A 17,384-nucleotide genomic window follows, 5' to 3' on the forward strand; every position below is an offset into this window, starting at 1 on the left:
TGCCCAATGAATAATGCATAATTGAAGCGCTTCGGAAGCTTTGATTCACAAATGCTTTTGGGGTTTAACCAGCCTATAAATTCATTATTCGTTATCCACTATACATTCTTCACTTAACCCCGAATGGCCAAACTAAAAACTACCTATTTCTGTCAGAGTTGCGGACATCAGTCTGCTAAGTGGATGGGGCGCTGTCCCTCGTGTGGCGAATGGAATACAATTGTTGAAGAACTCGTTCAGAAAGACGAACCCGAAAAAGGTGGCTGGCGAAGTCCATCATCAGGTCCGGGAGGACTCAAAATTGCGGCTAAGCCTAAAGCAATTCATGCCATTAACTATGAAGAACAACCCCGTGTTCGAACTACCGATGCCGAACTGAATCGTGTACTGGGTGGTGGCATTGTAGCCGGTTCATTGGTACTTATTGGCGGAGAACCGGGCATCGGCAAGTCAACACTGCTTCTGCAAATTGCACTCAGTCTGGCTGGTATGCGTGTGTTATATGTGTCGGGAGAAGAAAGTGAACAGCAGATAAAAATGCGCGCTGAGCGACTTGACGCACCCACCAGCGATTGTCACGTCATGACCGAAACGTCTACCCAGAACATTTTTCGGACGGTAGAACATTTTGAGCCGGAAGTCCTGATCATCGACTCAATCCAGACCATGCAATCGTCGCTGGTAGAGTCGGGGGCGGGGAGTGTTTCGCAGGTGCGTGAATGCACGGCCGAGTTTATGAAGTACGCCAAAGAAAGTGGCGTGCCTGTATTTATGATTGGCCATATCACCAAAGAAGGTTCGTTGGCTGGCCCGAAAGTGCTGGAACATATGGTCGATACCGTATTGACCTTTGAAGGCGATCGACACACCACCTATCGGATTTTGAGGACTACCAAAAATCGCTTCGGCAGTACCGACGAGCTAGGTATTTACGAAATGTTAGGTAGCGGTCTGAGGCAAGTAACGAATCCATCAGAAATCCTGATTTCGCAGCGCGACGAAGCCTTAAGCGGGGTGACAATCGGGTCGATGCTGGAAGGGAACCGGCCACTTATGATCGAAACTCAAGCCTTAGTCAGCGTGGCCAATTACGGTACTCCGCAACGAAGCAGCACAGGTTTCGATGCCAAACGACTGAATATGCTTCTGGCTGTGCTGGAAAAACGGGGCGGCTTCCGACTTGGCCAGCAGGACGTGTTCCTGAATATTGCCGGTGGCCTGCGTGTCGAAGATCCGGCTATTGATTTGGCCGTTTGTGCAGCAATTGTGTCGAGCTACGAAGACATTGCTATTGCGCCCTCAGTTGCCTTTGCTGCTGAAGTCGGTTTGGGTGGCGAAGTGCGGGCCGTTAGCCGAATTGAGTCGCGCATTGCTGAAGCTGAAAAGCTGGGATTCAAGAAGATGTTTATCTCCAAGTATAACATGAAGGGATTGGATACGAAGGATTATAAAATCAGTATCAAGCCTGTATCGAGACTGGACGAGGTGTTTCAGGGAGTACTGATGTAGTAGGAGTTTGTTTTTAAGAGAAGTAATCAGGTTGTGTTTTATCAGTTTATCTACTGGTAAAAACACAACCTGATTATTTTGCTAGATATTCGTCCGTAAAATGTTCTTTGTGTTTGGGCTGTGCAAACTTTTCTTCATTTAATTCCTTTGATTGACCTTTCGGTATGGAAAGAGAAGTCCAATTGGTATCGCAAATCATTTTTCCGATAAATACGATTTGCCCAACATGATAAGGGTAATGAGCAAGCTGACGGTTTATGGCCTCTACCACTGTATGACCCTGATTGCGGATATAAATTTCCGTTTGTAAATCGTCTTGCGTCAGCGAATCGAGAGTCTCAAATAAGCACGCCCAACCAGCATTCCATTTGTTCAAAACCTCTTGTTTAGTGGTAAGGTCATTCTCGAATTCACTATCCCGATTTCGCCATTCTTTTTCGCCGTCAGTGGTCAGGAAATTGGTCCACCGAGAAAGCATATTTCCATGCAGGTGATTGACAATGGTGGCTATGCTATTACTTTCTCGGTTGAATTGCCAGAATAGTCTATTTTCAGAAACCTGATCGAACGTCTTCTCTCCAAGCAGCTTATAATAGGCAAACTGCTTTTTAATGCTATCTAAATAGTCCGTCGTCAACATGTTCTAATCGGGTTGGGTTTACGTCAATCGGCAAATCGAACGCTATATGTCGGGCCTACAATTCTTACTAAATGGCAAGTAGCAACTGCTTTATGTAAGAATGATGCAATTGTCATTAAAATTGATTGAGTGGGAAATTTATTGAAAACTATCCAACTTCGCCATAGTTCTACTAAGCAAATAGAATAACTCAACAGAATAAATTTAAACACGTTATGAGCTACATTAAAGCAGGTACGGATGCGTCTGGCAACGACATCAAGCTTTTTTATCAGGATTTGGGTACTGGTGCGCCAGTCGTATTAATTCATGGGTGGCCGTTGAGTCACGAAATGTGGGATTATCAACTGGCCGAATTGCCCGCACACGGCATTCGCGTTGTTACTTATGATCGTCGTGGATTTGGTAAATCATCACAACCCTGGGATGGTTACGATTATGACACGCTGGCCGACGACCTGAAAGCTGTACTCGATGAATTGGACCTGCAAAATGTGACGCTGGTTGGTTTTTCGATGGGCGGGGGCGAAGTAGCCCGATATATGAGTCGTCATGGCGGAGCGCGAGTAGCCAAAGTAGCGTTTATCAGTGCCGTAACGCCTTATCTACTTAAAACAGATGATAATCCAGATGGTGTTGATCAGGACGTTTTTGACGATATACTAACTAACTTACAGAAAGACCGTGCTGATTTCCTTAAAACGTTTGGCAAACAGTTTTATGGCGTAAATCTGGTCAGTCAGCCTGTCAGTCAGGCGCACCTTGACGGTGATTTTGCCCGCGCCTACGTGGCCTCGCACAAGGCCACAATTGAATGCGCCAAGTCGTTCTCATCAACCGATTTTCGCGATGATCTGGCTGAAATTCAGGTCCCGGCACTGGTTATTCATGGTGATTCGGATAAGACTGTGCCGATTGAAGCATCGGGCGAGCGGACAGCTAGCGCACTGCCAACAGCTCAATATATTGTCTATGAAGGGGAGCCACACGGCCTGTTTGTAACCCAGAAAGATCGCTTGAACGAAGATTTACTTTCGTTTATTCTAGAAGGTGTATCGGTGCCAAAATCAGTTGGAACAACAACTTTGTATTAGATTATCTTGCCTTCTTTAGAAACAGAGTGCCCAGCCTTATTGAAAGGCTGGGCACTCTGTTTCTAAAGAGAATTGGAATCGACGATACTTAATAATTCCTGTCTAAGCAGGACAATCATTTGACGATCTATCAAAATTGCCGGTATGTTTTCACATAAGTCGAAGGGGTTTGGCCCGTAATATCTTTAAACTGCCGATTGAAGTTGGAGAGCGTTCGGAACCCGCTCTCGAAGCTGATTTGCGTAATAGACAGTTTCCCGTTCATCAACAGTTTACAGGCATGACCAATCCGAACTTCAGACACAAACTCCGAGAAGGTTTTATTCGCACGGGCTTTGAAATACCGGCAGAAAGCTGGTGATGTCATACCCGCCAGATCAGCAACTTTATCCAGACTCAGATCGTCGGGAAAGTGCCCCAGTACATAATCGTGTACAAGTTGCATCCGATCCGTTTCCGTGGGCTTAACGGTATTCGTATAGCCGGCACTAGTCAAATATTGATAATCGGTAGCGTGAGAAAGTTCATTCAATAACGTCAGCAGATTCAGAATCCGTTCGAAGGTAATGGGCTGTTGCGCTAGTTGACGAAGAGTGGCAGCGGCTCGATTGCGGGTAGGGCCGGTCCATTCTAACCCTTGTCGGGCATGACCGAGCAGTTGGCGCAATGGTGCCATTTCTTGTTGCTCGAAAAAGGTAGCTCCCAGGAAATCTCCAGTGAAGTACACAACAATCCCTTTTGTTTTAAGACCTGACTGCTTATCAAAATAGGCCTGATCACTGCGCCAAAGGTGCGGCAGGTTCGGGCCGAGAAAAACCAGATCGCCCGGTCCAAAAGGCTTGATTGAATCGCCAATAAAACGAGTTCCCGTCCCTTCTTCTACCAGGAATAACTGATAGTGTGGATGGAAGTGCCAGTTTGGGTCAAAGTGAGACTCCATCAATTCTTTCACCGTGAACGAAGCAGAAACGGGTTCAAGGTCTTTCCGGAGGGGTTGTTTCATTGAATTACTTCTTTTTTAACGCAAATAACGGACAATCCCTTTTAATCGCGTAAAAATATAGTCGACATTGGCCAATAAAAGCTACATCTGTAATTTTACTACTGCTTAGATTTGTGTAATTTTATGCAGATGCAATATGAATAAGATAGGAATGAATATGTTCGTTTGGACAATGACAATGGATGAGGATCTGTCTGATACTCTGTCATTTCTGAAAACGAGCGGATTTGATTTTGTCGAAACACCCATCAACGATGTAAACCTGGTGAAGTGGCAGAATCTTGGTCAACAACTGAAAGATCTGGGCCTGGGTGTTCAGACCTGCACAATCTGCGGACATGAATATAGCTTGATTAGCCCTGATGAGCGCGTGCGTCGGGAAGGTATCGACTTTCTGAAAAAGGTTGTCGATTGCTCACAGGCGGTTGGCTCTACGATTCTGATGGGCCCCATGTATGCGGGATTCAAAACCTTTACGGGTAAGCCAGCCACGGCCGAAGAATGGAACTGGTCGGTAACGGGTATGCGCGAGGTAGCCGAATATGCTGAAGAGAAGGGTGTTGTGCTGGCCATAGAATACCTGAACCGATTTGAAACGTATCTGCTCACCTGTGTAGATGATCTTGTTCGTTACGTTGAAGACGTTAATCACCCCAATTGTCGGGCTGCATTTGATACATTCCATGCGAACATGGAGGAGAAAAACATTGCCGATGCTATCCGGAAAGTGGCTCCTTATCTGGCTCATGTTCAGATTTCCGAGAATGACCGCTCGACACCGGGCCGGGGCCATATCAATTTCGATGAAGTATTTGGTGCCCTACAGGAGGTTGGCTACGAAGGGCCGATTGCCATTGAAGCATTTGGACCAAATCCGCCCGAACTCGCAGCCGCTACGCATATTTTCCGGCCTATGTTCGACTCGCCTGAACAACTGGCTGTTGATGGACTGGCCTTTATAAAGAACCAAATGATTGAATTATTAAATGATTGAGTGATTGAATAGGAATCACCAAACGGCATATTCAATCACTCAATCATTTAATAATTCAATCACTCACTAATTTATTCAATGATCAACATCGCTATCGTTGGCCTGGGCTTTGGGGCCGAATTTATTCCTATTTATCAGCGGCATCCGAACGCGAACATGTACGCTATTTGCCAGCGTAATGTCGAAAAACTGAACGAAATCGGCGATGCCTATGGCATCGAGAAACGCTACAGCAGTTACGATGAATTACTGGCCGATCCGAATGTCGACGCAGTTCACATCAATTCGCCCATTCCAAACCATGCCGAGCAAAGCCTGAAAGCCCTGCGGGCCGGCAAGCACGTTGCCTGTACGGTTCCTATGGCGACAACTGTTGAAGAGTGCCTGGAAATCGTGAAAGCGACTAAAGAATCAGGCAAGAAATACATGATGATGGAAACCGTGGTGTATAGCCGGGAGTTTCTGTTTGTCAAGGAGTTGTATGAAACAGGGCAGTTGGGTAAAGTGCAATTTTTGAAAGCAAGTCACCAGCAGGACATGGACGGCTGGCCGGATTATTGGCCTGGTTTACCCCCAATGCACTATGCCACGCACTGCGTTGGGCCGGTAGCTGGCTTACTCAAACTCGAAGCCGATTACGTATCATGCTTTGGTTCAGGAACGATTCGGGAAGAGCTGGCAAAGATTCACAATTCGCCTTTTGCGGTTGAATCGGCGCATATCAAGTTTAAAGATAGCGATTTATCTGCTTATGTTTATCGGTCGCTATTTGACGTAGCGCGGCAGTATCGCGAGAGTTTTGAGGTGTACGGCGATAAAAAATCGTTCGAGTGGCAGCTCATTGAAGACGAGCAGCCTGTAATTCATACCGCCAAAAAGCCTGAGCCGGAAATCCCCGAAAAAGTAACCGTGCCAGACTACGCGCACCTGTTGCCCGAACCGATCCAGCGCTTCACCACAAAGGGCGTTTATGATGCCGATGAGCAGCAACACCTGTCGTTTACGCAGGGTGGAGGTCACGGTGGGTCGCACCCACACATGGTAAATGAGTTTTTGTCGGCGATTGTCGAAGATCGTGAACCGTTCCCCAATGCCGCTCAATCGGCTAACTGGACGAGCGTGGGTATTCTTGCGCACGAATCGGCGTTGCAGGGAGGAAAGTTGATCAAGTTGCCAGATTTTAAAAACGTATAAAATTTAAACACGGAGGTAACGGAGGTAAACACGGAGCGCACGGCGTTTCTATGTGATCTCTGTGTTTACCTCCGTCCCTCTGTGTTAAAATGAAAAAACTACTTATTCTGATTGGGCTGGCAACTGTCTTTGCCCAATGCGCCCGCCAGTCGGCTCCTAACACGAGTGTCCGACAAGAATCGGCGAATCAACGCGGGGCCAAGCTGGGCAAAGCCACCCCCCGCCGAATAGAAATTCTGTTTCTAGGTGATAACGGCCATCATAAACCGATCGAGCGCGTGCCGGAAATTATGGCTGCACTGGGTGATAAAGGCATCAATTTCACCTACACCGATAAGTTGGAGGATCTGAATACGGAGAATCTAAATAAATATGACGGTTTGCTTATTTACGCCAACTGGGATAGTATCCCGAAACCGCAGGAAAAAGCAATGCTGGATTATGTGGCATCCGGGAAAGGGATAATTCCAGTGCATTGCGCGTCGTGGTGTTTCCGGAATTCGACGGAATACGTTGATAAAGTGGTAGGTGGGCAATTCTGGCGGCATCGGATGGACACCATTCAAACTCGCTTTACGCAACCAAACAACCCAATTGTAGCGGGTTTACCGTCATTCAAAGCCTATGACGAAACGTATCTGCACAGCCATTTACAAGCCGACAACAACGTGTTGGCAGTCCGGGAAATTAAAGCCGATCAGGAAAAGGACAAGCCAGGCGTTAAGGAAGAACCTTACACCTGGACACGTCAATACGGAAAAGGCCGCGTGTTTTACACGGCCTATGGTCACGATGAACGCACCTGGCTCCAGCCTGGTTTTCAGCAATTGCTGGAACGAGGTATTCTTTGGGCGGTGGGTGATGAGGTCAAAAAGCTACACGACGACTTAAAGCCGCAGGCATTTACGTATCATGAAGCGAACTTGCCAAACTACGAAAAGCGCCCTGGAGCTCAGTTAGAGCAAAATCCACTTTCGCCTGAAGAGTCGATGAAGCACATTCAGGTGCCGGTTGATTTTACGCTCGATCTGTTTGCGCATGAACCCAACGTCATGCACCCCATTGCGATGGCCTGGGATGAACGGGGACGGCTTTATGCCCTCATTACCAAAGATTATCCTAACGAGCGCAAGCCCGAAGGTGGTTCTGATTACATCGTTATTTGCGAAGACACCGACAAAGACGGGAAAGCCGATAAGTTTACCAACTTTGCCGAAGGGCTAAGTATTCCGACAGGTATGGCCTTCGGTAATGGCGGTCTATATGTTTCGCAAGCGCCACACATGCTGTTTTTACAGGACACGAATGGTGATGACAAAGCCGACGTGAAAAAGATTGTTTTCACTGGTTTTGGCACCTTTGATACACATGCTGGACCAAGCAACCTGCATTACGGTTTCGATAACTGGATTTGGGGAAGCGTGGGCTATTCTGGTTTCAAAGGGAAAGTTGGTGCCGATAGCGTTAAGTTCAGTCAGGGCTTCTTCCGGTTCAAGCCCGATGGATCGAAGCTTGAATACATGACCAGCACCTCGAACAACACCTGGGGACTAGGCCTACAGGAAACCGGTGATATTTTCGGTTCGACAGCTAACAACTCGCACGGCTGGTACATGGCTATTCCCAACCAGTATTTTCATGGGGCTCCGCATCTCCGCGAAAATGGTAGCCGCAGCACCGATACGCACAAAGACATGAAACCCATTACGGTAAAAGTGCGGCAGGTTGACGTGTTTGGTGGATTCACGGCTGCAGCGGGGCATAATTTTTACACCGCTCGTGCTTTCCCGAAAAAATACTGGAACAATATCGCTTTCGTCGCTGAACCAACGGGGCACATTTTGCACCAGAACGTGATGCAGAAAAACGGCACCAATTTCGAAGACGCGGAAGGGTTTAACCTGATGGCCGGGGCCGACGAATGGTTTGCACCGGTATTTGCCGAAGTTGGGCCCGACGGCGCAGTTTGGGTAGTTGACTGGTATAGTTACATTATCCAGCACAACCCGACACCTAAAGGAGCAACCAATGGATCGGGTAACGCTTACGAAACGCCACTTCGCGATTTCACTCACGGTCGAATTTACCGCGTTGGTTACAAAAACGCACCCGCTTATACACCAATGACGTTGAGCAAAGACCGCCCAGCGGAATTGGTTGCTGCTTTGAAAAACACGAATATGTTCTGGCGGATGACGGCTCAGCGGCTGCTCATCGAACGGAATAATAAAGACGTAGTGCCACAACTAATTGCGTTGGTCAATGAGCAGTCTCTCGATGAAATTGGCAATAATCCGGCGGCAATTCACGCCCTATGGACATTAAAAGGCTTACATGCATTGGATGGATCTGATCAAAATGCCACGGTTGCAGTTACAAAGGCGCTGAAACATCCGTCGGCACCCGTTCGGAAAACCGCGATTCAGGTAATGCCAGCTACTCCAGAAGTGGCGAATGCATTATTAGCCTCTAATTCGTTGACTGATACGGAGCCATTAGTCGTACTAAATACACTGTTGAAATTGTCTGAAATGCCACAAAGTCAGGCTACGCAGCAGGCTATTCTGGCCCGACTGGAAAAAGCAACAGAGGTTAACGACCGTTGGTTGCCCGAGGCATTTGCGGCTGTTCTGACCAGCCAGGACGGGAGATTGCTGAAGGCTTATATGAAGCAGATCACGACGAACGCACCTGCAGCTCATGATATGACCGCTCACAATCATGCCGCTATGGAAAAAGCGCCTATAGCTGCTACGACTTCTGCGGCAACACAGGCGGTCTCCTCATCGAATCTGCCTGATCTTGTGGTGGCCGCAATTCGGACTACGCCAGAGTCGCCTTTTGTTCGCGAGGGTGCCCGCCTGTTTGTAGATGTAAAAAACAACGGTGGAGTCGCTATCCCTGAAGGAACGGTTATCCCCTTGTCGCTTCGTATTGAAGGACCTAAAGGCGCTGCTGAAGGAGCAAAAATTGACTTTGTGAGCGTGACTCACAATACGGGCATCAAACCCGGCGAAACCGTCACGATCAGCAAGTCGAACAATGGCCCCTGGGTTGGTGATATGGGTGTAAACTTTGAGCGGGCTGGACAATATACCATTACAGTTATGCTCGATCGCGAGAACAAAATTGCGGAAGGCAACGAGCAAAACAACAATGCTACCCATACGCTCATCTACCGGGCTCCCCAAAGCCTGAGCGCCTACGCGCTCGAACGAGCTACCCGGAGTTATGCATCGGTTGCTCCTGTCGATTCTGTTATTGCTTTACTCCGGCAGAGTCAGAAAGTAGCACCAGCACAGGGAGAAGCTATTGTAAAAGGCGCATCGGAAGGCTGGAATTTGAAACAAAAAGCTACGGTTCAAGATGCCGATAAGTCATTCCTGGCTAGTTTGAGCAATTCTGTTTCGAACGAAAATCGGGAACGTCTGAGCCGCCTTTATGAAGCGTGGGGTATTACGAAAGAAGCCCCAGTCGATCCGAATGTGGAAGTGGTGCGGATGAAAACGGTACGTGAAGAAATGCGTTACGATAAAAAAGAATTTACCGTTACGGCAGGAAAACAAGTTGAGATCGTACTGGAAAACCCCGATGCCATGCAGCACAATCTGGTGATCGGTAAGCCTAAAAGCATGGAGATCATTGGCGCAGCTGCCGATAAGATGATCACGGCTAAAGACGGAGCGGAGAAGAACTACGTACCGTCAATTGCACAGGTGATTGCAGCCACGCCATTGGTCAATCCTGATCAAACGTATCGGCTCAAATTCACAGCTCCAACAACCCCCGGCGATTATCCATTCGTTTGCACATTCCCCGGTCACTGGCGGATTATGAATGGTGTTATGAGGGTTACGAAAGCAGCGCAGAGCATGAATGCGAAATAAGAATTTCGTGAATCGATAGTAAACCTATAAGGTCTTCAAGACCTTATAGGTTTGAAAGTAAAAGGGTGGCAATCAAGTCCTGATTGCCACCCTTTTGACTAGTTTTTTGTCATCCCGACGTCAGGAGGGATCTTCGGCAACTGGTTATTTACCGAAGATCCCTCCTGACGTTGGGATGACAAAAAAATAACATTATAAATAACTGACAATCAGCGGATAATTTTAGGCTCTATCCATTATTCACGTTATTTACCTGTTGATTCATCGGGCGATAAAAGCGCGGAAGGTGGCACCTGAATCATAAAGTCGCTGCCTTTGCCCACTTCACTTTTTACCCAGATTGTCCACTTATGCGACTGAATAATTCGCTGGACATAACTCAAGCCTAAGCCAAACCCCTTTACACTAGGTTGATTCCGATCATGCACCCGGAAAAAAGGCTGGAAAATCTGAGCCACTAATTTAGGAGGAATCCCAACGCCCCGATCGCGCACCGTAATCGTGAGGCCATCGGTATTGGTTTTGGTAAGTAACGTAATCTGGGGTTCTTCTGAGCTATATTTTATGGCATTATCCAGAAGGTTATACAGTACGTTGGTGAAGTGCAGACGATCGGCCAGGATATGGGTATCATTACCCGACAAATTCAGCGTTAGGTAATCGCCATGCCGTTCGGCTACTGATCGAAGAAGTTGATGAACCTGAATGGGCTCTGGGTTTAAAATGAGCGTATTCCGATCGGCACGGGCCAGCGTCAACATAGTTTCGACCTGGTGCTGGAGCCGTTCGGTTTCTTCCCGGATAATACGAACGTATTTCTCTGTGCGTTCAGGCTGATTGCGGGCTATCGGGGAGTCAAGAATATCGGCAGCCATCCGAATCGCCGTGATAGGCGACTGAAATTCATGGACAATGGAGTGGAGTACCTCGGTCTGAACAACTGGTTGCTGTTGTCGCCGAAGAAACCACCAGACCAGATAGCCTATCAATATCTGCGTGATCAGGATCAATCCAAGTAGACCCAACCATCGGAATGAAGATGATATAGGGGAGGATGTTGCTGATACTGATGTCCAGTTTCCGTAGAACACTATACCAATGATAATGACTAGCAGAAACGTAAGAGCGGATAGCGGATAGACAATAGAACGACGCAGCATAACGCTGTCTTTTTATGGGTTAGTAGGCAACCAAAAGCCAACAAACAGACTACATGAACGCATGCGTAAATGTATAGCCTAAAACGCAATAATTGATAACAAAAAAAGCCCGTTTTTACGGGCTTATAGTAAAATCTGGTATTAATTGAGGCTTTTAGGCAGCTTCAGTTGTTGTTTCTGCCGGAGTTGATGTTGCTGGCGTAGTTGCTTTGGGCCGTGGGGCGCGTGCCGTTTTCGGTGCGGCTGGTTTAGGTGCAGGAGCTGGCTTGCGGGTAGCACGAGGAGTAGTTGCAGGTGCTGGAGTTGCATCAGATACAACTTCTTTTACGGCAGTCGCTGCTTTTTTCGCTGTGCGTTTGGCATTTTTAGCGGCTTTATCAGCGTTTTTCTTCGCTTTGGCAGCGTCTTTTTTGACCTTCTTTTCCGCTGCTTTAGCAGGCTTGGCGGCTTTTGTTTCAGCCTTATGCATCAATTTCGCCAGTTTCTTCGCCAGTTTGTCCGCCGATTTCTCAATGGACTTCTTCATTTTTTTTGTGGCGGCACCGGCTTCGCTGAGCTTACTTTCAATTGAACTAAGAATTTCCGAGCTAAGCGACTTCTGCTTGGTTTTTAGGGTTTTGTTGGCCATTTGTTCTGTATGAAAAAAATTTACAAAGAAATACGAATTTTTAATGACAATCAAAAGCCCAATGTTAAGTTTTCGTTATCTTTTTTGGAGGAAATCCCAGCAGACAATCCCTGCTGTAACGGCAATATTAAGCGAGTGCTTTGTGCCAAACTGAGGAATCTCAAGTACTACATCAGCCAACTGCACAACCTCATCCCGAACACCTGTCACTTCGTTACCCAACACAAAAGCGTAGCGTTTGTTTGGTTCAGGCGAAAAATTGCTGAGTGAAGTGCTTCCTTCGACCTGTTCAACGGCAGCTACAACCCAGCCATCGATCTGTAACGCCTGTACTAAAGCAACTACATCGGAGGTGTGTTCCCAGTTTACCGACTCGGTAGCCCCAAGGGCTGTTTTCGTAATATCGCGATGAGGGGGTTGGCCTGTAATGCCGCACAGATACAATTTAGACGCTCTGAAAGCATCGGCTGTTCTAAATACAGATCCAACATTATTCAGGCTTCGGATATCGTCTAAAATCAGGCAGTATGGAAATTTATCAGCGTCTTTAAATTCATCGACAGAGAGCCGATTAAGTTCATCAAGGGTAAGTTTACGCATTATTCTGTTTCAAATTATTCTGTAACAATTGCTGAATGTCGCGCAAGGCGTCGCGTATTTCAGTGAGAAGTGTCTGATCTGTATCAGCAGGTTTCTGGCTGCTCCGGGTAGCAATTAATCGTTGACGTTGCTCAATGATATGTGTGCGGAAATTCTGAGCGTCGATGATCCCGATCAATTCCATATCGTGTGCCTGATTAGGGCTTTGCCCGGCGGTTTCAAATTTCAAAATGCATAGATCGAAATACCGGAGTAGCGGACCAGCTACAAAGGTAACGTCCTGAATGTTTTCGAGCGGAATCGTTTTTTCGACCTGCACTAGAATTCCCTTTTTAAAGCGTAATGACCGTTCCGATAACTCGCATTCGAGGTTATGAAAATAGTGTCGGCTCCACCATTGGCCTACGCCTAAAAACCAGATTGGAAGTAGCAAAATGCCAACAACTGTAATGGCCATAAAAAAGGCTATGTACAAAAGCAGATAGGTTCGGATAATAGGATTGAAGCTAACTTTCAACGGGAGAGTGAGTTCGGGCTGGGAGTTCATAAAAGGCGAGTTAGTTTAGCGGAGAAGGCCTATAATAACGCTGGAAAGTAGCCATATTTTCGCCAAAAAACACTATTTTTGTTTACGACAATCCAACAGAAATCAGTGAAATCAGCCACCGCAGCAAAGCCGCAAGCGAAGAAAACAGAAACTCCTCTCAACCGCCAATACAACCAGATTAAAGCCAAATATCCCGGTGCATTGCTGCTTTTTCGCGTTGGCGATTTCTACGAAACGTTTGGTGAAGATGCTGTTCGGGCCAGCAAGATTCTGGGTATCACGCTGACCAAACGGAACAATGGTGGGTCGAACGAAGAACTGGCTGGATTCCCGCACCACTCGCTTGATACGCACCTGCCCAAATTGGTTCGGGCAGGAGAGCGTGTGGCTATCTGTGACCAGTTAGAAGACCCTGCACTGGCCAAAGGAATTGTTCGGCGGGGCGTTACGGAATTGGTGACGCCCGGTGTTTCGTTCAACGATAACGTACTCGATACGCGACGCAATAACTACCTCGCAGCCGTGCATTTTGGTAAAACAGATGACACATTCGGGATCTCATTTCTGGATATCTCGACGGGCGAGTTTCTGGCATCGCAGGGAAATTCGGCTTATGTCGATAAGCTGTTGCAAAGCTTCAATCCGTCGGAAGTGCTCTATTGCAAGCGTAATCGGCAGGAATTTGGGAGTTTGTTTGGCGATAAATTTCATACCTACACCCTTGAGGACTGGGCCTTTACCTACGACTTCGGTTATAACTTTCTGAAACAGCACTTTCAGACCACCTCGCTCAAAGGATTTGGTATTGAAGGTCTGCCAGACGGTATTATTGCTGCTGGCGTAATTCTGCATTACCTGAACGAAACCGAACACAAAGATCTTCAGCACATTACCCGTGTCACCCGACTTGAAGAAGATCGATACGTTTGGCTGGATCGCTTCACGATTCGCAACCTCGAACTGACAGCCGCTCAACAGGAGGGAGGTGTTCCGCTGATTCAGATTCTTGACCAGACGGTTACGCCGATGGGTGCCCGACTGCTACGTAAATGGTTGAGTCTGCCCCTTAAGGAAAAAGCCCTGATCGACGAGCGACTCAACATGGTTGACTTACTCGTTTCAGATATTGATCTGGCTGATACAATGGTTGGCCATCTGCGACAGATTGGTGATCTCGAACGACTGGTTTCGAAGGTGGCCGTCCGGCGGATTAGCCCGCGCGAATTGCTGCAACTTAAGCGATCGTTGCAGCATGTGTTGCCGATTAAGGAGTTACTTATTACGGCTTTGAGTCAGAATGAATCGACGGGCCTGCATTCAGGGTCCTTAAAGAAATATGCTGACCAACTAAATCCGGTCTCGTTCCTGATTGATCGTATAGAAACCGAATTGCGCGAAGATCCACCAACCCTTTCGAATCAGGGTGGCATGATTAAGCCAGGTATCAATGCCGAGTTGGATGAACTAACGGCTATTGCTTACTCGGGTAAAGATTACCTCCTTCAATTGCAGGAGCGTGAAGTACAGCGAACAGGTATCAGCTCGCTCAAAGTGGCGTATAACAAAGTGTTTGGCTACTATCTGGAAGTTACGCACGCACACAAAAATCGTGTTCCTGAAGATTGGATTCGGAAGCAAACGCTGGTAAACGCCGAGCGCTACATTACGCCTGAGCTGAAAGAATACGAAGAAAAAATCCTGAATGCCGAAGAGCAGATTTTCCAGATCGAAGCTCGAATGTTTAATGAACTGGTTCTGGCAGCTGGCGAATATGTTGGGGCTATTCAACAGAATGCCCGCGTGTTGTCGGTACTCGATGTATTGTCGTCGTTTGCGCGTGTGGCGGTGAAGAACAAATACGTTCGACCGCTAATTAATGAAAGCAAAGTGCTGAATATCAAAGACGGACGGCACGCGGTGATCGAGCAGCAATTGCCTCCTGGTGAACACTACATTCCCAATGATATTTTCCTGGACGACCAAACCCAGCAGATCATCATCATCACCGGACCAAATATGGCGGGTAAATCGGCGCTGTTACGGCAAACGGCTTTGATTGTACTGATGGCTCAGTCGGGGAGTTTTGTGCCTGCATCGTCGGCAGAAATCGGGATTGTCGATAAAATTTTTACGCGGGTTGGTGCTAGCGATAACCTCTCTCGGGGAGAAAGCACGTTCATGGTTGAGATGACCGAAACCGCTAGCATTCTAAACAACCTCAGCGAACGGAGTTTAGTCCTGATGGACGAAATTGGCCGGGGTACCAGCACCTATGATGGCGTCTCGATTGCCTGGTCGATCACCGAATACCTACACAATAAAACGGATTGTCGCCCTAAAACGCTCTTTGCCACGCACTATCACGAGTTGAATGATCTGGCTACGGATAACCATCGTATCAAAAATTACAACGTAGCGGTAAAGGAGTTGGGCAACAAAGTGATTTTCCTTCGGAAACTGAAGGAAGGCGGCTCGGAACATAGTTTCGGAATTCACGTAGCACAAATGGCCGGTATGCCTGCCCAGATTGTGAGCCGTGCCAATGAAATTCTGAAACAACTGGAGTCGTCGCACAATCGGGAAACGAACAAAGAAAATATCCGACAGGCTGTACCGCAGGAACGCGAGCTGGCGCTACGCATCATCGAATCCGGCGACCCAAAATCAGAAGCAATCAAAGAAAAGTTACGAACCATCGACGTGAACCGTCTAACACCCATCGAAGCCTTACTAAAGCTGAATGAGCTGTTAAAAATGATAGAATGAAAAATTATAATACACCAGATTTAGAAGTTTTTCCTCAATACCATGATGAGGTAGTTCAGAAAAACTTGGATGCGTGTTCATCTGCGGTTAGTCAATTAATTGCAGTAGGAACACATTTATTACGTTGGGAATTGGAGGATGAACCCAAATCAGAAGATGAAAGGGGCGTTGTTGGGGTGTTTTTTAAAAGAATATTAGACTTGCTAGATTCTACTGCCTTGTTGTTGAAAGTAGGTTCTATTGATCCATGTATTAATCAACTTCGGGCTTTACTGGAAATTACATTAGCATTTGAGTATCTCTTACAGGCAGATACACAAAAGAGATGTTTATGTTATCTTCTAACAGATTTAGATAAAGATTTAGCATTTTATGAAAGTTTGGTTGGGGATGATTTTGGGAAGAATATCCCTGATCTGGATGAACGTATTAAGCACTTTAAAGAAGTTATTGACAATTCAATTTTTGACCCAATTCGGTCAGAATATATATTAAAAGCATTTAAGCCTGATGGTACTAGAAAAAAAGTTGACCTTAAATGGTATAACCTGTTTACAAGAATGAATAGCCTTAAATATCTTGCCGATTTTTTGAAAAAAGATAAATACTACAAGATAGTGTACTCATATGCATCAAATGTTACACATGGTACGGGCCTAACAGGTAGAAATTTGTCTATGGAGGATGGGCAAATTTCTCTAGAACAACTTAGGAATCCTCATGATGCAGAAGAAATTGCTAAAATAATAATTGATCTAGGGAAACAAGCTTATAAAGCTATTATTAAACGGAGGAGTACTGAACAATGGCAAGAGTATGTTTGGGCTATGCAGCTATATAAAAAACAAAATAAAAAGTATGCTATGCCATATTTGTATATTTCACCTAGCTCTAGAATATGAACAAAGCCCTTCATCCCCAATATATTACCGACGAACATGGTAAACGAGTTTCGGTAGTGCTTCCTATTCAACAATGGCAACAAGTTCTTGATGAATTAGAAGAACTGGATGACATTCGCCTTTATGATGACGTAAAAGCTCGTAATGAGCCAACAGTCTCACTAGCAGAATATCGGCAGAAACGGCAGCAGGCAAATGGCTGAATACACTATTGTTTTAACCAAAACGGTACAGAAACAATTAGATAAACTTCCCGATCAGGTAGCCGAAATGCTGTTAGACGCTATTGAAAATTTAGCTGATGATCCACGACCAGATGGATGTAAGAAATTAAAAGGACGCTCAGGTTATCGAATTCGGAAAGGAGATTATCGGATCATCTATGATATTCTTGACGATGTATTGACTGTCGAAGTGGTGGCCGTTGGGCATCGTCGACAGATTTATGAGTAAAAAGTAA

General features: G+C 46.5%; 15 protein-coding genes. 9 read left to right on the forward strand and 6 right to left on the reverse strand.

Annotated elements, in window-relative coordinates; genetic code table 11:
- The first annotated feature begins 123 nt into the window (after window positions 1–123).
- The gene (gene radA / locus H3H32_RS02000; protein WP_182461009.1) at window positions 124–1,509 is read left to right on the forward strand and encodes a DNA repair protein RadA; all 1,386 of its coding nucleotides are present in this window, start codon (window positions 124–126) and stop codon (window positions 1,507–1,509) included.
- A gap of 73 nt (window positions 1,510–1,582) precedes the next feature.
- On the opposite strand, the gene H3H32_RS02005 is transcribed toward radA, so the two are convergent.
- On the reverse strand, window positions 1,583–2,146 hold the full coding sequence (locus H3H32_RS02005; protein WP_182464213.1) for a DUF1572 family protein: 564 nt from the start codon (window positions 2,144–2,146) through the stop codon (window positions 1,583–1,585).
- Between the two features lie 218 nt (window positions 2,147–2,364).
- On the opposite strand from H3H32_RS02005, the gene H3H32_RS02010 reads away from it, so the two are divergent.
- Entirely contained in the window at window positions 2,365–3,243 is an 879-nt protein-coding gene (locus tag H3H32_RS02010; RefSeq protein ID WP_182461010.1) for an alpha/beta fold hydrolase, read from the forward strand.
- Window positions 3,244–3,373: 130 nt separating this feature from the next.
- On the opposite strand, the gene H3H32_RS02015 is transcribed toward H3H32_RS02010, so the two are convergent.
- Window positions 3,374–4,246 carry an AraC family transcriptional regulator gene (locus H3H32_RS02015; RefSeq protein WP_182461011.1) on the reverse strand — a complete coding sequence of 291 codons (873 nt, stop codon included), beginning with the start codon at window positions 4,244–4,246 and terminating at the stop codon, window positions 3,374–3,376.
- Between the two features lie 136 nt (window positions 4,247–4,382).
- Between H3H32_RS02015 and H3H32_RS02020 the strand changes: the two genes are divergently transcribed.
- The 3 genes from H3H32_RS02020 to H3H32_RS02030 all read left to right on the forward strand — a co-directional run bounded on the left by H3H32_RS02020 (window position 4,383) and on the right by H3H32_RS02030 (window position 10,321).
- Complete coding sequence (locus H3H32_RS02020) at window positions 4,383–5,240, forward strand: sugar phosphate isomerase/epimerase family protein (RefSeq protein ID WP_182461012.1); 858 nt, start codon at window positions 4,383–4,385, stop codon at window positions 5,238–5,240.
- A gap of 78 nt (window positions 5,241–5,318) precedes the next feature.
- Window positions 5,319–6,434: a Gfo/Idh/MocA family protein gene (locus H3H32_RS02025; protein ID WP_182461013.1), complete on the forward strand. Its 1,116-nt coding sequence runs from the start codon at window positions 5,319–5,321 to the stop codon at window positions 6,432–6,434.
- 89 nt (window positions 6,435–6,523) lie between these two features.
- A complete protein-coding gene (locus H3H32_RS02030; protein WP_182461014.1) occupies window positions 6,524–10,321 on the forward strand; it encodes a PVC-type heme-binding CxxCH protein in 3,798 nt (1,265 codons plus the stop codon).
- A 245-nt stretch (window positions 10,322–10,566) separates the two neighbouring features.
- Here the strand turns inward: H3H32_RS02030 and H3H32_RS02035 are convergent, their stop codons facing one another.
- The 4 genes from H3H32_RS02035 to H3H32_RS02050 all read right to left on the reverse strand — a co-directional run bounded on the left by H3H32_RS02035 (window position 10,567) and on the right by H3H32_RS02050 (window position 13,256).
- Window positions 10,567–11,481 (reverse strand): sensor histidine kinase, encoded by a 915-nt coding sequence (locus H3H32_RS02035; RefSeq protein ID WP_182461015.1) that lies wholly within the window; start codon window positions 11,479–11,481, stop codon window positions 10,567–10,569.
- A gap of 154 nt (window positions 11,482–11,635) precedes the next feature.
- Complete coding sequence (locus tag H3H32_RS02040) at window positions 11,636–12,109, reverse strand: hypothetical protein (RefSeq protein WP_182461016.1); 474 nt, start codon at window positions 12,107–12,109, stop codon at window positions 11,636–11,638.
- 75 nt (window positions 12,110–12,184) lie between these two features.
- Complete coding sequence (locus H3H32_RS02045; RefSeq protein ID WP_182461017.1) at window positions 12,185–12,709, reverse strand: RNA methyltransferase; 525 nt, start codon at window positions 12,707–12,709, stop codon at window positions 12,185–12,187.
- Window positions 12,702–13,256, reverse strand: coding sequence for a PH domain-containing protein (locus H3H32_RS02050; protein ID WP_182461018.1), 555 nt, complete (start codon window positions 13,254–13,256; stop codon window positions 12,702–12,704). Before H3H32_RS02050 ends, H3H32_RS02045 begins: the two co-directional genes overlap by 8 nt.
- Window positions 13,257–13,361: 105 nt before the next feature.
- On the opposite strand from H3H32_RS02050, the gene mutS reads away from it, so the two are divergent.
- The 4 genes from mutS to H3H32_RS02070 are packed head-to-tail and all read left to right on the forward strand — an operon-like array spanning window position 13,362 to window position 17,377.
- Window positions 13,362–16,022 (forward strand): DNA mismatch repair protein MutS, encoded by a 2,661-nt coding sequence (mutS, locus tag H3H32_RS02055; protein ID WP_182461019.1) that lies wholly within the window; start codon window positions 13,362–13,364, stop codon window positions 16,020–16,022.
- Window positions 16,019–16,924, forward strand: a complete 906-nt coding sequence (locus H3H32_RS02060; RefSeq protein WP_182461020.1) for a DUF5677 domain-containing protein — start codon at window positions 16,019–16,021, stop codon at window positions 16,922–16,924. The genes mutS and H3H32_RS02060 overlap by 4 nt, the downstream gene beginning before the upstream one ends.
- Window positions 16,921–17,127, forward strand: a complete 207-nt coding sequence (locus H3H32_RS02065) for a RelB antitoxin-like protein (protein WP_182461021.1) — start codon at window positions 16,921–16,923, stop codon at window positions 17,125–17,127. The genes H3H32_RS02060 and H3H32_RS02065 overlap by 4 nt, the downstream gene beginning before the upstream one ends.
- A complete protein-coding gene (locus H3H32_RS02070; RefSeq protein WP_182461022.1) occupies window positions 17,120–17,377 on the forward strand; it encodes a type II toxin-antitoxin system RelE family toxin in 258 nt (85 codons plus the stop codon). The genes H3H32_RS02065 and H3H32_RS02070 overlap by 8 nt, the downstream gene beginning before the upstream one ends.
- The last annotated feature ends 7 nt before the right edge of the window (window positions 17,378–17,384 follow it).

Origin of the sequence: Spirosoma foliorum (assembly GCF_014117325.1) — a bacterium.
Taxonomy (GTDB): Bacteria; Bacteroidota; Bacteroidia; order Cytophagales; family Spirosomataceae; genus Spirosoma; species Spirosoma foliorum.

Coding starts and splice junctions, on each gene's coding strand:
- radA (WP_182461009.1), top strand. CDS start 124: ATGGCCAAACTAAAAACTACCTATTTCTGTCAGAGTTGCGGACATCAG.
- H3H32_RS02010 (WP_182461010.1), top strand. CDS start 2,365: ATGAGCTACATTAAAGCAGGTACGGATGCGTCTGGCAACGACATCAAG.
- H3H32_RS02015 (WP_182461011.1), bottom strand. CDS start 4,246: ATGAAACAACCCCTCCGGAAAGACCTTGAACCCGTTTCTGCTTCGTTC.
- H3H32_RS02020 (WP_182461012.1), top strand. CDS start 4,383: ATGAATAAGATAGGAATGAATATGTTCGTTTGGACAATGACAATGGAT.
- H3H32_RS02025 (WP_182461013.1), top strand. CDS start 5,319: ATGATCAACATCGCTATCGTTGGCCTGGGCTTTGGGGCCGAATTTATT.
- H3H32_RS02030 (WP_182461014.1), top strand. CDS start 6,524: ATGAAAAAACTACTTATTCTGATTGGGCTGGCAACTGTCTTTGCCCAA.
- H3H32_RS02035 (WP_182461015.1), bottom strand. CDS start 11,481: ATGCTGCGTCGTTCTATTGTCTATCCGCTATCCGCTCTTACGTTTCTG.
- H3H32_RS02040 (WP_182461016.1), bottom strand. CDS start 12,109: ATGGCCAACAAAACCCTAAAAACCAAGCAGAAGTCGCTTAGCTCGGAA.
- H3H32_RS02045 (WP_182461017.1), bottom strand. CDS start 12,709: ATGCGTAAACTTACCCTTGATGAACTTAATCGGCTCTCTGTCGATGAA.
- H3H32_RS02050 (WP_182461018.1), bottom strand. CDS start 13,256: ATGAACTCCCAGCCCGAACTCACTCTCCCGTTGAAAGTTAGCTTCAAT.
- H3H32_RS02060 (WP_182461020.1), top strand. CDS start 16,019: ATGAAAAATTATAATACACCAGATTTAGAAGTTTTTCCTCAATACCAT.
- H3H32_RS02065 (WP_182461021.1), top strand. CDS start 16,921: ATGAACAAAGCCCTTCATCCCCAATATATTACCGACGAACATGGTAAA.
- H3H32_RS02070 (WP_182461022.1), top strand. CDS start 17,120: ATGGCTGAATACACTATTGTTTTAACCAAAACGGTACAGAAACAATTA.